This is a genomic window from Nocardia sp. (assembly GCF_025465275.1).
Taxonomy (GTDB): domain Bacteria; phylum Actinomycetota; class Actinomycetes; order Mycobacteriales; family Mycobacteriaceae; genus Nocardia.
Genome location: NZ_JAODNK010000193.1, coordinates 19198 through 32762 on the forward strand (window position 1 = coordinate 19198; position 13565 = coordinate 32762).

General features: G+C 64.6%; 13 protein-coding genes. 2 read left to right on the forward strand and 11 right to left on the reverse strand.

Features of this window, described 5'->3' with window-relative positions:
- Nucleotide 1 precedes the first annotated feature (1 nt).
- Nucleotides 2-1150, forward strand: a complete 1149-nt coding sequence (locus JWN03_RS39710) for an acyl-CoA dehydrogenase family protein (RefSeq protein WP_297626726.1) — start codon at nt 2-4, stop codon at nt 1148-1150.
- Nucleotides 1151-1156: 6 nt separating this feature from the next.
- Here JWN03_RS39710 and JWN03_RS39715 read toward each other — a convergent pair whose 3' ends face one another.
- The 10 genes from JWN03_RS39715 to JWN03_RS39760 form a co-directional block, all read right to left on the reverse strand.
- A complete protein-coding gene (locus JWN03_RS39715) occupies nt 1157-2470 on the reverse strand; it encodes a hypothetical protein (RefSeq protein ID WP_297626729.1) in 1314 nt (437 codons plus the stop codon).
- A gap of 35 nt (nt 2471-2505) precedes the next feature.
- Nucleotides 2506-3132, reverse strand: coding sequence for a hypothetical protein (locus JWN03_RS39720; RefSeq protein WP_297626731.1), 627 nt, complete (start codon nt 3130-3132; stop codon nt 2506-2508).
- Nucleotides 3133-3213: 81 nt separating this feature from the next.
- Nucleotides 3214-4401, reverse strand: coding sequence for an MlaD family protein (locus tag JWN03_RS39725; protein WP_297626734.1), 1188 nt, complete (start codon nt 4399-4401; stop codon nt 3214-3216).
- The gene (locus JWN03_RS39730; protein WP_297626736.1) at nt 4398-5477 is read right to left on the reverse strand and encodes an MCE family protein; all 1080 of its coding nucleotides are present in this window, start codon (nt 5475-5477) and stop codon (nt 4398-4400) included. The genes JWN03_RS39725 and JWN03_RS39730 overlap by 4 nt, the downstream gene beginning before the upstream one ends.
- A complete protein-coding gene (locus tag JWN03_RS39735) occupies nt 5474-6592 on the reverse strand; it encodes an MCE family protein (RefSeq protein ID WP_297626737.1) in 1119 nt (372 codons plus the stop codon). The genes JWN03_RS39730 and JWN03_RS39735 overlap by 4 nt, the downstream gene beginning before the upstream one ends.
- Nucleotides 6589-7611 (reverse strand): MCE family protein, encoded by a 1023-nt coding sequence (locus JWN03_RS39740; RefSeq protein ID WP_297626739.1) that lies wholly within the window; start codon nt 7609-7611, stop codon nt 6589-6591. Before JWN03_RS39740 ends, JWN03_RS39735 begins: the two co-directional genes overlap by 4 nt.
- Entirely contained in the window at nt 7608-8660 is a 1053-nt protein-coding gene (locus JWN03_RS39745) for an MCE family protein (protein WP_297626740.1), read from the reverse strand. Before JWN03_RS39745 ends, JWN03_RS39740 begins: the two co-directional genes overlap by 4 nt.
- Complete coding sequence (locus tag JWN03_RS39750) at nt 8657-9922, reverse strand: MlaD family protein (RefSeq protein ID WP_297626742.1); 1266 nt, start codon at nt 9920-9922, stop codon at nt 8657-8659. The genes JWN03_RS39745 and JWN03_RS39750 overlap by 4 nt, the downstream gene beginning before the upstream one ends.
- A 10-nt stretch (nt 9923-9932) precedes the next feature.
- Entirely contained in the window at nt 9933-10796 is an 864-nt protein-coding gene (locus JWN03_RS39755) for an ABC transporter permease (RefSeq protein ID WP_297626745.1), read from the reverse strand.
- 1 nt (nt 10797) lies between these two features.
- Nucleotides 10798-11616, reverse strand: coding sequence for an MlaE family ABC transporter permease (locus JWN03_RS39760; RefSeq protein WP_297626747.1), 819 nt, complete (start codon nt 11614-11616; stop codon nt 10798-10800).
- Nucleotides 11617-11900: 284 nt separating this feature from the next.
- On the opposite strand from JWN03_RS39760, the gene JWN03_RS39765 reads away from it, so the two are divergent.
- Nucleotides 11901-12665 (forward strand): alpha/beta fold hydrolase, encoded by a 765-nt coding sequence (locus JWN03_RS39765; protein ID WP_297626749.1) that lies wholly within the window; start codon nt 11901-11903, stop codon nt 12663-12665.
- Between the two features lie 8 nt (nt 12666-12673).
- Here the strand turns inward: JWN03_RS39765 and JWN03_RS39770 are convergent, their stop codons facing one another.
- On the reverse strand, nt 12674-13513 hold the full coding sequence (locus tag JWN03_RS39770; RefSeq protein ID WP_297626751.1) for an SDR family NAD(P)-dependent oxidoreductase: 840 nt from the start codon (nt 13511-13513) through the stop codon (nt 12674-12676).
- Between the last annotated feature and the right edge of the window lie 52 nt (nt 13514-13565).

Below are 13565 nucleotides of genomic sequence, written 5' to 3' on the forward strand. Positions count from 1 at the left end.
CATGGACCGCGACTTCTACACCGAGGACCATGAACTCTATCGGCAGACGGTGCGCGAGTTCCTGACTCGCGAGGTGATTCCCCACCGCGAGCGCTGGGACGAGGAACGCTGGATCGATCGCAGCGTGTTCGCGGCGGCCGCCAAGGCCGGGGTCTACGCATTGCAGATTCCCGAACAGTACGGAGGCGCAGGCGAACTCGACTATCGGTATCGAATGGTCGTGTGCGAGGAGGTATCTCGCGCGCACGCACTATCCTTCGCGCTGACGCTGGCGCTACAGGACGATCTGGTGCTGCACTATCTGCTCGATCTGACGACCGAGGAGCAGAAGCAGCGCTGGCTGCCCGGCTTCGCCGCCGGCGAGCTCATCGGGGCGCTCGCCATGACCGAGCCGGGGGCGGGCAGCGATCTGCAAGGGATCCGGACCGAGGCCAGGCAGGACGGCGACGACTGGATCCTCAACGGGCAGAAGACCTTCATCTCCAGCGGCATCATGGCCGACGTGGTGATCGTCGCGGCCCGCACCGATCCGGCCGGCGGTACCGGGGCCTTCACACTGTTCGTGGTCGAGCGGGATATGCCCGGCTTCGAGCGCGGTCGCAAGCTCGCGAAGATCGGGCTGCCCGGCCAGGACACCGCGGAACTGTTCTTCGACAATGTGCGGGTGCCCAGCGCCAATGTGCTCGGCGGCATCGGACGCGGCCTGCAGAATCTCATGAGCCACCTGCCCAGGGAACGACTCGGGATCAGCGCGGGGGCTATTGCGCTCTCGCGCGCCATCTTCGAGGTGACGCGTGAATACTGTTTCACCCGAACGGCATTCGGCAAGCCGATCGGAGACAACCAGCACGTGCGATTCGAACTCGCCGAAATGGCTACGGAACTTGATATCACCGAGGCCTATGTCGATAAATCCGTCCGCGCGTACAACGCGGGCAAGCTGACGCCGGTCGATGCGGCGAAGGGCAAGTGGTACACCAGCGAACTGCAGAAACGCATCGTCGATCGCTGTCTGCAGCTGCACGGCGGGTACGGCTACATGTCCGAATACCCGGTGGGCCGCGCCTACACCGACACCCGCGTGCAGACGATCTACGCGGGCACCACGGAGATCATGAAGGAGATCATCGGACGCGACCTGGCTCGATAACCGCGCTCACCAGCCGAAGAGCAGGAGGTGGGTCGCGCCGACCACCAGGCCCAGCAGGGCGCCGTGCAGGTACAGCAGCCACGCATCCTGTTCGACCGAGGCGTAGAACATCTCCATGAACTCACCCGGAGTGAGCAATCGGAGCTTGCGCGCGGCGAATTCGTCGATCTTCCTCGCTTGCTCCCGCATGAACCCCTCATCGGCGATGAGGCTGGGAGCCAGCGCCACCGCGGCGTCGACCGCCGCGGAATTCAGGCGGTCGAAGCGGCGGGCGCCGAGGGCCGCCTGCACTATCGACCGGGTCGGTCCGAGCTGATGCTGGATCTCGGCGGTGACGACATAGCCGAGCAATCGACGCGTCTTGTCACCGTTCGGCCCGTCCAGCAGCTCTTCCGAGAGGTTCTCCAGCGTCAGCACCCGGTAGGCCAGGATGTGTGCGAGATCGGCCGCGGCCTGCGGCTGCCGCTTCGCCAGCAGGGCCTGTCGCCACAGGTACCGGTACCACGGCTGCGGATCACCCGGTTCGAACACCATCTTGATCGCGATGACATTGACCGCGACGCCGATGCTCGCGGCGGCCAGCAGGATGATGATCCAGGCCGGGATCGCGCCGATCACCGGAATGCTCTGGTGCACACGCATATACAGCGCGAGCAGCAGGCCGAACGGTGCGCCCAGCAGGCCGATCCGGACCATGAACCGTAACTCCGGGGCCGCGACGGTGGTGGTGAGATCCTTCAGGATGGCCGGGTTTTCGCGGAGATAGCGGATGACGAAGCTCTTGACGTCGATCAGCTGGTCAACGCTGCCGCCCAGCGTGCCGAAAGCGCTGCGGCACAGCGCCGGAAGCTCACGTTCCACCCGCTCGTAGACCAGCTGTTTCATCGGCTGCGGGACATTGCGCCACAGGTCCCGATTCTCGCCGTCCATCATCTCGTCGACCATCGGCCGCACCTGTGCGCGCACGAGTTCGGCTATGTAGTCGGCGATTCCATCGAGATCCAGTTCGCCGATCAGGTCGTGCGGGCTACCGATGCGCATCAGGGCCTTGTCGGCACAGACGCTGGCCATCTTCTCGGCCCGCGCGGGGATGAAGCCCTGGAACCCGAGCCGCTGACCGTCGCCGGAGAAGATCGGCAGTACCTGCACACGGCGTGGGAAATATGGGTAGAGGACGGCGAGTCCCGGAATCCGCACACCGCGAAACAGCACCGGCCAGAACAGCATCAGCACGCCGGTCCAGTTTGTCAGCCATCCGGCGAGCGCACTGAAGACCGAGAAGGTGACGATTTCGAAGACGAACCTGGACCGCTCGGTCATATCCCAATCGATCAGGCCGCCCGTAGCGAGAACCGTCAACGCTGGCCCGGCGCGGCGGCTGGGGCTGGGGCGGCGGGAGCGGGCGCGGCAGCGGCGGGAGCGGGGGCAGCAGCGGCAGGTTCCAGTGCGGGTGCGTCGAGCTTGCTCACCAGCCACTTTCCGTCGATCTTGTCCAAGGATGCGACCAGGGAGATCTGGCTCGGCACCTGCTTGCCCTGGGTGCCGAGGCTGCTGATCGAAATGCTCATGGCGATCACGACATTGGCGTGTGTGGCATCGACGGACTCGACACCGCAGCGGGCATCACGGGCCTCGGATTTGATCTGCGCGCCGGTGATGACGTCCTTCAGCTCGCTGCTGGTTTTCCCGAACTCGGTCTTGAAATCACCTGTGGCACCGTCTAATACGGCGGGGACGTACTTGTCGATGTTCTGGGAGTCGTAGTTGGTCATGGTCTTCGCATAGTCGCAGGCGATGCCGCGGACTGTGCCCTCGGCGTCCATGACGGTCCGGTTGCTGTCGTAGCGGGTGTAGAAGAAGGTGGCAGCGGCAAGCGGGACCACGATAGATACCGCCAGGGCGGCAAGGCGTATCGGGCGCGACCAGCGTCGTGATGTTTCGGGGGTCGGTGAAACTACGTCCGACTCCGGTGTTTCAGTCACCTCTGAGGTATCGGACGGTACTGCGGAATCTGAGCTGGATGTCATCTGACTGCTTCTCACTGTTGATCGGAAGATTCGGGGTCAGCGGGGCGCGGGCCCGACCGGGACCGACTGTTCGTTCGGGTCGACACCCGGCGGCCGCTGGGCGCCGTTGTCCGGCAGATCGGGGCGCGGTGCGTTGGCCGAACCTCGAATCTGCAGCGCGGGGTTATTGGTGACGCAGAAGTTCCACCGGCGCACGGTATTGCCATTGAGCTGGGTGGGTGAGACCGGAACGGCCTCGTACTCGCAGGTCTGGCGGGGCCAGATATCGACGAGCGTGTGGAACTCACCCTCGTGGGCGGGCAGGCCGAGCGCGCCGGCCCCATCCCGCAGTGCGGGAAACAGTTCCCGCATGGCCGGGGTCCGGAGTCTGGCCGAGCGAGCGATGGCCAGGAAGTTCGTCGCCAGACTCGTTACCGGGTCCGAGGTTTCGTTGAGCACGCTACCGAGGGTCGCGAGCTGGCCGGGGCCGAGATCGAGCAGCTTGCGCACCTCCGAATCGGCGGCGGTCAGCTGCTGGAACAGGGTGCTCGAATTGGCGGTCAGGGTGGCCAGATCGGGCTGGATGTGCGCGGTGGTGCCCGCGATGGTCCGCAGATTCGTCAGCAGCGCGACGGTCTGCGGCAGCACGTTCTCCATCCCGACGGTGATCGCGCTGATGCCGGATATCAAGCTGCGCAATTGATCCGGGCCGCCGCCGAGCGCCTTGTCCAGTTCGGTGATGATGGTCTGGAACCGGGTCGGATCCGAGGCCGGGTCGAGCTGGGCGATCAGCGCGTTCGAATTCTCCAGCACATCGGCCATGGGAACCGGGGTCGTCACATCCTTCGAGACGATCAGCGCACCATCTTTGAGGTACGGACCGTCATTGGTGGTAGGCCGGAAGTCCAGATACTGCTCCCCCACCGCAGACAGCGATTGCACGGCGACAATCCCGCCGGACGGAATCCGCGCCGAGGAATTGATCCGGGCGAGCGCCTCGATCCCATTGCTGGTCAATGTGATCGAGCTGATCGAGCCCACGCGAAAGCCGCGCAGGGTGACATCGCTATTGCGCATCAGGCCGCCGGAACGCGTCATTTCGATTCGGACGGTGTAGGTGTCACGCAGTGGGTTGATGCCTGCCATGCCCACGAAGAGGTAGGTGCCGCCCACGAGCAGGGCGACCACCAGCCCGAGATTTGTCAGTAGCACCTTGCGCTGCAGCAGTTTTCGCAGGACGGTCATCGCTGGCCTCCTGTCACCCGGTTGTAGACCCGCTGCAGGACATCGAGCAGGCTGCCGGTGAAGGCATTCGCATCGCTGCCATCGGGGAATTTGCTGCCGGGGTCGTAGAGCGCCCCGATGCCCAGATAGTTGGCGGTGCCGTAGAACGCCATGGCATTGCCTCGCATGGTGGTCAGCAGTTTCGGCGTCACCTCGTGCAGGGCGTCCAGGGTGCCCGCGAAATTGTCGCCCATCCGGGCCAGGCTGGAGGTCAGCTTCTCGGTGCTGTCGAGCAGGGTGCTCAGGTCGGTGGCCGAGGTCTTGGCAAAATCGTCCAGGGCCGCACCGGTGGTCGCGATCTTGCCGAGCAGATCGCCGATCTTCCGATTGTCGTCAGCGATCGCGCTGATCATGGCCGGGACAGTATCGGCGACGGCGCTGAGCTCGGCCTTGCGCTGGTTGAATTGGGCGAGCAGTCCGCCGGTCGCGCCGAGGAAGCCATCCAATTGATCCGAGCGCTGATTCAATGCCGTAGTCGCGGAGGTCATTTCGGTGATCAGATGGGCGAGCACCGGACCTCTGCCGGCGACCATCGAATCCAGTTCTGTCGAGATGTTCGCGAGCCGATTCAGCGCGCCGCCATTGACCAGCGTCGCGACGGACAGCAGCAGATCTTCGACAGACGCACCGGCTGAGGTGTTCTGCTGCTGAATGGTGTCGCCCGCGTGCAGCAATTGCTGATCGGGTGTGCGCGGGGGCAGCGAAATCGCCACGTACACATCACCCAGCGGGGTGGCCTGCCGGAGCTCCGCGGTCGCGTTGGCGGGAACCTGGACGTCCCCGCGAATGCTCATCTCGACATCGGCAATGTAGTTCCGTGTCGAAATCGCGGTCACCTCACCGACATCCGAGCCGCCGATCTTCACATGGGCGGAGGCAGGCAGGTTGAGCGCATTGCCGAAGATCGCATGAATGCTGTAGCTGTTCGCGCCGACGCCGGGACGCGGCAGCGGCAGATCTTCGACGGTGATACCGCAGCCGCTGATGGCGGTGACGCTGATCAGCAGGGGTAGCAATAGCCTTGTCCGGGAGGTCATTTCATACCACTCAATCCGAGCAGGGCCGCGGTGATACCGAAGTCCGCGCCGAAATCCTCCGCCTTACCGGTCCGGCAACCGTCCGAGCGCATTTGGATCTTCGAGCAGAACAGGCTCAGCAGCTCGCCGTCGAGCAGCGACTTGTCCACCAGGAAGTGCAGTCGGAACTGGGCCGGATCCCGCAGCACCGCCTTGTCGATATTGCGGAACAGCAGTGGCGTGACATCGACGATCTCGATCAAATTGCGGGCATTGCGCTGCAGCTGATCGGTGACGCCGGTCAATCCGGAGACGGCGGAACCGAATTCGCCGCGATGCTGCGCGAGCACGGTGCTCGTATTGGCCAGGAAATCATTGAGCTGAGTGAGCACCGCTTGCAGGCCGGGCGCCTGATCGGCGAGCAATTGGGTCAACTGCGTGGTCTGTCCGCTGAAATCACGGACCGCCTGGTCATTGGAGGCAATGATCTGCGTTATCTCGTTGAGCCGGATGATGATTCGCGAGATGGCATCACCATTGTCCACGCCGAGCTGCACCGATCGCGATAGTGCGGCAATGGTGTCGCGGATCCGATCGCCATTGCCCCGCAACACCTGTGCGAGCGCCTCGCCCGACAGCGGACCTTCCGTTCCACCCTTGCTCTTGAGCGAGGTGGCAATGCTGTCGACCGTCGCGAGCACCCGATCGAGATCGACCGGCGTCCGGGTGCGGGCCGGGCCGTCCTGTCCGCACGGACTGCCGCACGGAATATGGTCGCCGTCAGCGAGTTTCGGCCCCTTTCCCGAGTAGGCGGGCGCCAGTTCGATGTGCCGGTTGGTCACCAGCGAGGGCGAGATGGTCGCCGCGATCGCATCGGCCGGAATCGGGGTATCGGCCGTTATGGTCATCCACACGGTCACATAGGTGCCATGCGCTTCGATCTTGTCGATCTCGCCGATCTTCAAACCGAGCAGGGACACGTCATTGCCTTCGTAGACCCCGGCGATATTCGCGAAATCGGCGGTCAGGTGAATCTTGTCGGCGAAGGGCTTCCCGAGGACCCCGCAGCCCGCGACCGCCGATACCGCGGCGCAGAGGGCGGCGACGGCCGCAATGGTTCGGCGTAATCCGGTCATCGGCACCCCTGGATGATTCCCGGCACGCCACACAGCATCTGATCGGTAATGGGCCCCCATGGCGCCCACACATCGCCGTAATCGCCATTGCCGAAGACATTGTCGAATTGCCGCACGGTGATCGGCATGAGTTGCAGTAGCTGGTCGAGCTGGGTGCGGTTCTTCTCGAGACCCGCACTCATGGTGGCCAGCTGGCCGAGCATCGGGCCCAGCTGTTCGTTGTTCTCGGCGCCGATCTGCTGGAACTGGCGCGAGAGTGCCGCCATATTGTCGAGCAAGCCCTGGACCAGCTGTTTGCGTTCATTGACGCGGTCGCCGATGGCACCGGCCTTCACCATGATCAGCAAGATATTGTTCCGATTGTCGTCGAGGATTCCGGCGACCTGATCCAGGCTCTTCAGCAGCGCATCCACCTGACCGCGACGGGCATCGATCGTCTTCGCGAGGGCGCCGACGCTGTCCAGCGCGGTCGCGGTCAGCTGCGGCGAATCACCGAGCTGGGAACCGAGCACACCGATCGCATCGGCGACCTTGCCGGTATCGATGCGTTCGAGCCGATCGAATTGCGAGGGGTAGTCGGGATCCTGCACGATTTTGGCCAGATTGAACGGAACGACGGTGTTGGACAGCGCTATTCGCCCACCGGGCAACCCCTTGCCGTGACCGGTGTCGAGCGAGATATACGTGCCGCCGAGAATCGTCGAGGTCTTGATCTCCGCCTTGGCGTCCGGCCCGAAGGCGAGACCGCTGTCGACCTGCAGGGTCGCCAGCACATGATCGCCTTCGATCCGGGCGCCGGCCACCCGGCCGACCTCGATCCCGGCGACCCGCACCTTATCGCCGGTCTCGAGCCCGGCCGCCTGCACGAATTCGGCGTGGATGACCTTGTCCCCCAAGCCCATCGACTTGTACGTACTGGATCCGACAAGCAGCGCGACAATGACAACCGAGCCGAGCAGACCGGATCTGATATGACGGCGGCGTGGCGTATTCGCACGCAGCCAGTGGGGCAGATTCATCGGCAGACCTCCGAATGATGATCGCCTATCAGCAGATTCATAATGTTCGGCAACACCCCGCGCGGCAGCAGCGCGCCGTACAGCGAGATATCCAGTTCGCAGGCATAGGCATTCGCGTACGCGCCGTTCTCGGTGAGATGGGACAGGCCGAGCAGGAGCATGGGCAGGTCGAGTGCGGCCTGGTCCAGCCTCGGTCCATTGGCGATCAGCAGATTGAATGCCGCGGTGGACGAGTTCTGGGCGTCCCGCAGCTGGGACTGGACCTGCCCGAGCATGCTCGCCACCGAACCGGCGGCGGAGGCGACCTGTTCGGTCGAATGCAGCAGCAGTTGGCCCTGATCGTGCAGACCGGTCACGAGATCGGTGGTGCGGGTCACCAGGGTGTCCAATTCGCCGCCGCGGGCAGCCAATCCATTGACGACGCTGCTCAGGTTGGTGATCACATCGCCGAGGATCTGATCGCGCTGCTGGAATTCACCGGCCACGGCGGCCGCCTGACTGATGAACGTGCTCAGCGAGACATTGTCGCCCTGTAGCGCCAGGATCAGCGTGTTCGACAGCGAGTTGATCTGGTCCGGTTTCAGCGCGCTGAACAGCGGCTCGAATCCACCGAGCAGCGCCGAGACATCGAAGGAGGGCTCGGTCTGGAAGGCGCCGTCCGCGGCGCGCAGCGGAATGGCGCCATTGTCCGGGAGTCTGTTCGCCTCGCCCTTGCCCAGCGCGAGCGCGACATAGCGCTGCCCGATCAGGTTCTGGTAACGAATCATGGCTCTGGTATTGGTGAATACCGCCTGATTGCGCTGCACCTTGAAGGTGACCCGGGCATTGTGGTCCTTGTCCAGCGCCACGGTCTGGACCCGGCCGACTCGCACGCCCGCCATGCGCACATCGTCGCCGGGGTGCAGTCCGTAGGCATCGGAGAAGGTCGCCGAATAGTTGTCGGTATCACCGGGAATGGTGCGCTGCAGCGTCGACCAGACCACCCAGGTGACCAGGACGGACACCAGGGCGAACAGGCTGAAACCGATCAGCGGTTTGCGGTAACTCATTGTCCGGGAACGCCTTCCGAGTTGACCGGGTAGACCGCGCCGCCGGTCAGGGCCGCGCCGAGCAGGATGAGCTGGGTGGCGTTCGGGTTGCGACCGAGCACACCGGCGACTGCGGCGGGGCCGCGCAGGGCGGCCGGGTGGACGGGATCGGCGGGCAGACCCGGGAGCAGTCCCGCTGGGAGGTCACTGGATTCGGCAACCGTGGGTGCGGTGCCGCAGCTGGGTCCGGCCAGCTCGCCGTAGTGCGGGCAGTCGGCGCGCGTGTACTGCTGGAACGGGGTGAGCGACACATCGATGCTCCACTGCCACTTCAGCTTTCCGCTGTCATCGGGATGGAAGGTGGTCGAGTACTTCTGGAGGGTGTCGCTGAAGTTCGCCATCGCCTGCGGCAAGGCTTCGGGATCGGCGGCGAGCGCGCCGAACGTATCGGAGAGCCCGGCCACCAGTTCCTTACCGGTATCGGGATTGCGGGCGAACAGGCGGTTGACCACATCGACGGTGCCGCTCGCAGTGGTCAGCAGGGCGGTGAGTTTGTCCTGACGGTCCGCGATCGTGCGGGCGGTGGTCACCGTCTCGCTGAGCAGGTCCAGGAGCGCGGGTGCGGACTGGTCCAGTCCCGATGCGGCTGCGGTGAAATTCTGCAGATCGGAGGCGATTCCGACCTGGTCGACGGCGGTCAGCCAATGATCGAGGCGTTCCAGGGTCGAGCCGGGCATGCGCGCGCTGCCGTTCAGGGCGTCCGACAGCGAGTTCAGAATGCGCCCGAGCTTCTCCGGCTCCAGTTTGGTGAGCACATTGCGGAAGGTCGTCAGGGCGCTCTGCAGGGCGACGGTCTCCTTGGTGCGGTCCTGATGGATCACCGATCCCGAGGTCAGGGGCGCGGCCGGGCCATTGTCGAGCAGTTCGATGGAGGTCACCGCGAACACATTCGCGGGCACCACCCGGGCGGTGACCGTGGACGGCACGCCGCCCGCGAACTCCGGCTTCAAGTCGATCGCGACTCGCTGAATGTCGCCGGACGCAGCGGCTTCCGAGCTCTGCACGCGGCCGATGGTCAGACCGCGGAACTTCACGTCCGAACCGGCGGGCAAACCGTCGCCGGTGGACATCAGCTCCGCTACGACGGGCACCCTACTGGTGAATTTGCCGCTGTAGCGCAGCAGCAGAAGGGTTGTCGCGGTGGCGATCACCACGATGAGCGCGAGGCCGGCGACCAGCAACTGCCGGCCGGACGGACCGCGACCGGTCGGATCCTTGATCATATGTGCCCGCCTATCCCGAGAATCGGATTCCCGGGTCGATGCCCCAGATGCCCAGTGTGAGAAGAAGATCCGCCAGCACGACCACGACGAAGCAGACCTTGATGGCGGCGCCGGCCGCGACGCCCACGCCTTCGGGACCGCCCTGCGCGAAGAACCCGTAGTAGGACTGGATGAACACCGTCAGCGTGACGAAGATGACCGCCTTGAGAATCGAGAAGAGCAGGTCGGTGCTGATCAGGAATTGATGGAAGTAGTGGAAGTAGGTGCCGCTGGAGGTGCCGCCCATCAGGACGACCGTGAACCGGGCGGAGATGTACGCGGCGCTGAGTCCGACGACGTACATCGGTACGATAGCGATCCAGGCGGCCAGGATCCGGGTGCTCACCAGGTACGGAAGTGGGCGTATCGCAAGGGAATCCAGTGCGTCGATCTCCTCCGAGATACGCATGGTGCCCAGCTGCGCGGTGATCCGGCAGCCGCCCTGGACGACAAATGCCACCACCGCGATCATCGGGCCGATCTCCCGGGTGACGGCGAAGGCCGTGATCGCACCGGTCACCGGGCCCATTCCCAGCAGGTCGAGCTGCGAATACGCCTCCAGCCCAAGGGTGATGCCGACGAAGATATTCATCGCGACGATCACGCCCATCACGCCGCCGCCGACCACGAGCGAGCCGTTGCCCCACGTCATATCCGAAAGCAGTCGCCAGACATCCTTGCGATAGTGCTTGAACGCCAAGGGAATATCGGCGAGGCAGCGCACGAAGAAGAAGGCTTGATGACCGGCGGCCCGCACCGTGTTCGCCGGGCCGGTCGCGGCACGACGCAAGGCATGAACGGGCCGCAGCAATGGCGGCACATAGGTCGCTGCCATCTCACACCACCTGATGCGGGAACAGGGTGTTGAACACCTGGGTGAGAATCACATTGGTGGCGAACAGCAGCAGCGCGGAGTTGACCACCGCGGAATTCACCGCATTGGCCACGCCACCGGGGCCGCCGCGGGTATTCAGGCCGGTATCACACGCGATGATCGCGGTGATCAAGCCGAAGATGAGTGACTTCACCACGGCCGCAACCAGATCGGCCGGCGTCGCGAAGGCCGCGAAGGTGCTCACGAACGAGCCCGCCGTGCCGCCCTGGACGTAGACATTGAATGCGTAGCCGGTAATGAATCCGACGAACACCACAAAACCGCACAGCAGGACGCTCACCAGCATGGCGGCGAGCAGGCGCGGTGCGACCAGCCTGGTCAGCGGGTCGACGCCCATCACCCGCATGGCATCGATCTCCTCGCGCACCGTCCGCGAACCCAGGTCGGCACAGATCGCCGATCCGACCGCACCCGAGATCATCAGTGAAGTCACCAGCGGCGCACCCTGTTTGATAATGCCCAGCCCGCTCGCCGCACCCATGAACGAGGTCGCGCCGACCTGAACCACCAGCGAGCCCACCTGAATCGACAGAATGACGCCGATGGGTATGGCGATCAGCACCGTCGGCGCGGCCGAGGCACTGGTCATGAACGCGCACTGCCGCACGAACTCCTGAAAACGGAAACGCCCGCGCAGCAGATCCAGGATCAGCTGCGTAATCGCCTCGCGGCCCATGGTGAGCTGCCTGCCGAACGTTTCGATCGATCGCACGGGATGGTCGCGGCAGTAGGTCCGGCCCCACTCCACCATTGCCGCCATCGGCCCCTCCAAACTGCTGTATGTGAATCGTGCGTAGCGTAACAGCAGTCACACCGTTGTGGTCAAGATCGCGACTACTCGAATAATTCGCCACTTTTGCCAGCAATATGGCCACGTGTCCAGCTCTTCAGCACGCCCAATATTTCGAAGTGAATCTTGTCTAGTTTATTGTCGAGCACCGATGAGTTCTCGCCACCCCCGCCGTCAACACCAGTGATCGACCGACCGTCCACCATTGGAGCTATCGGTGGGGCAGTGCACGGCTACAGCAAAGGCAGGTCTTGATGACGACTCCGCAGACTGGCATCGTGCACATGTGGCACCAGGAGCTCGGAAAAGGTGACCCGATGGTGCTGCTGCATCCCGCGGGAGTCGATTCCCGCGCCTTCACACCGAACTTCGACGGGCTCTCGCAGCAGTTCCACCTCTATGCGCCGGATCGGCGTGGACACGGGCGCACTCCCGACGTCGAGGGGCCGATCAGCTTCGAGCTGATGGCGCAGGACACCATCGTTTTCCTCGAGACCGTCGTCGGCGGACCGGCATTCCTGGCCGGATACAGCGACGGCGCGGTTGTCGCATTGCTCGTCGCGTTGCGCCGCCCGGATCTCGTGCGGCGCTTGGTGTTCGCCGCCGGAGTATTCCATCGGGACGGCTGGGCCGACGGCGTCCTGGATCACGATGAGACGCCGCCGGACTTCATGCGGGACACCTACGCCGAGGTCTCCCCCGACGGCGCGGGACACTATGGCACCGTTGTTGCCAAGATTGCCGCCGAACACAAGCACGAGCCGTCGCTGACTCCTGCGGATCTGCGGCAGATCACCAGTCGGACACTGATTCTGGTCGGGGATGACGACGAGGTTCGACTCGAACACGCCCTCGAGCTGTACCGCAGCCTGCCGGATGCCGAACTGGCCATCGTTCCCGGCACCTCACACGGCGTGCTCGCGGAGAAGCCGGATCTCTGCAACCTGCTCATTACCGATTTCCTCGGCAAGGATCCGGTGCCGACCTTCGCGCCGATCCGCCGGAAATCATTGAGCTGAAGCAGGATTCAGATGCCGGCGGCGCGGACCAGGGCGTCGGCCAGGCGCGGTGAGACGGTGGAGACCAGGCGCAGGGCGGCGGCGTAGGTGGGGTACAGCTCGACGGGGCGGTCGCGGATCGCGGTGAGCACCCACTGTGCGGCTTGTTCCGGGGTCAGCGCGGATTGGGTGTCGTAGTCGCCGGTCGGGCTGATCATGGGCGTGCGCACCAGCGGGAATCCGATTGTGGTGACGGCGATTCCGGTGCCGTGGCATTCGGCGCCGAGGCTGCGGCCGAAGGCGGAGAGCGCGGCCTTGGAGGCGTGGTAGGCGGTGAATTTGGGCATCACTCCGGCGGTGGTGCCCCAGGTGCCGATATTGATGATGTGGCCGCGACCGGCCTCGCGCAGGGTCGGCAGCAGGGCCAGGGTCAAACGGACGGGGCCGAAGTAATTGACCGCCATGGTGCGTTCGTAGTCGTGCGGGCGGTCGGCGGCATCGAGCGCGGTGCGGCGGATAGAGCGACCGGCATTGTTGATGACGATGTCGGGCGGGCCGAAGCGGTCGAGCACGGCGGTGGCGAGCGCTGCCACCTCGTCGGGGCTGGTCAGATCGCAGGGCATGGGGTGCGCGGTGCCGCCATTGTCCGTAATGGACTTGCACACCGTGTCGAGTCGCTCGCGGTCGCGGGCGACGGCGAGGATCCGAGCGCCGCGGGCGGCCAGCAACTGTGCGGTCGATTCGCCGATTCCCGACGAGGCGCCGGTCAGGATCACCGTTGTGCCGTGCAGGTCGGGTGCGCCGGCACCGAAGAAGTCCCGGACCGACGGTGTGGGATTGAGCAACGCGGTGATCAGCGGGTTCTTCATCGGACGCCGTCCTCGGTGATGTTCGTGGGCCTCCGCAGCCCGGCGCGCAGGA

What these genes read in the sequence shown, in the direction of transcription:
- JWN03_RS39710 (WP_297626726.1), top strand. Translation starts at nt 2, where the DNA reads ATGGACCGCGACTTCTACACCGAGGACCATGAACTCTATCGGCAGACG.
- JWN03_RS39715 (WP_297626729.1), bottom strand. Translation starts at nt 2,470, where the DNA reads ATGACCGAGCGGTCCAGGTTCGTCTTCGAAATCGTCACCTTCTCGGTC.
- JWN03_RS39725 (WP_297626734.1), bottom strand. Translation starts at nt 4,401, where the DNA reads ATGACCGTCCTGCGAAAACTGCTGCAGCGCAAGGTGCTACTGACAAAT.
- JWN03_RS39730 (WP_297626736.1), bottom strand. Translation starts at nt 5,477, where the DNA reads ATGACCTCCCGGACAAGGCTATTGCTACCCCTGCTGATCAGCGTCACC.
- JWN03_RS39735 (WP_297626737.1), bottom strand. Translation starts at nt 6,592, where the DNA reads ATGACCGGATTACGCCGAACCATTGCGGCCGTCGCCGCCCTCTGCGCC.
- JWN03_RS39740 (WP_297626739.1), bottom strand. Translation starts at nt 7,611, where the DNA reads ATGAATCTGCCCCACTGGCTGCGTGCGAATACGCCACGCCGCCGTCAT.
- JWN03_RS39745 (WP_297626740.1), bottom strand. Translation starts at nt 8,660, where the DNA reads ATGAGTTACCGCAAACCGCTGATCGGTTTCAGCCTGTTCGCCCTGGTG.
- JWN03_RS39750 (WP_297626742.1), bottom strand. Translation starts at nt 9,922, where the DNA reads ATGATCAAGGATCCGACCGGTCGCGGTCCGTCCGGCCGGCAGTTGCTG.
- JWN03_RS39755 (WP_297626745.1), bottom strand. Translation starts at nt 10,796, where the DNA reads ATGGCAGCGACCTATGTGCCGCCATTGCTGCGGCCCGTTCATGCCTTG.
- JWN03_RS39760 (WP_297626747.1), bottom strand. Translation starts at nt 11,616, where the DNA reads ATGGCGGCAATGGTGGAGTGGGGCCGGACCTACTGCCGCGACCATCCC.
- JWN03_RS39765 (WP_297626749.1), top strand. Translation starts at nt 11,901, where the DNA reads ATGACGACTCCGCAGACTGGCATCGTGCACATGTGGCACCAGGAGCTC.
- JWN03_RS39770 (WP_297626751.1), bottom strand. Translation starts at nt 13,513, where the DNA reads ATGAAGAACCCGCTGATCACCGCGTTGCTCAATCCCACACCGTCGGTC.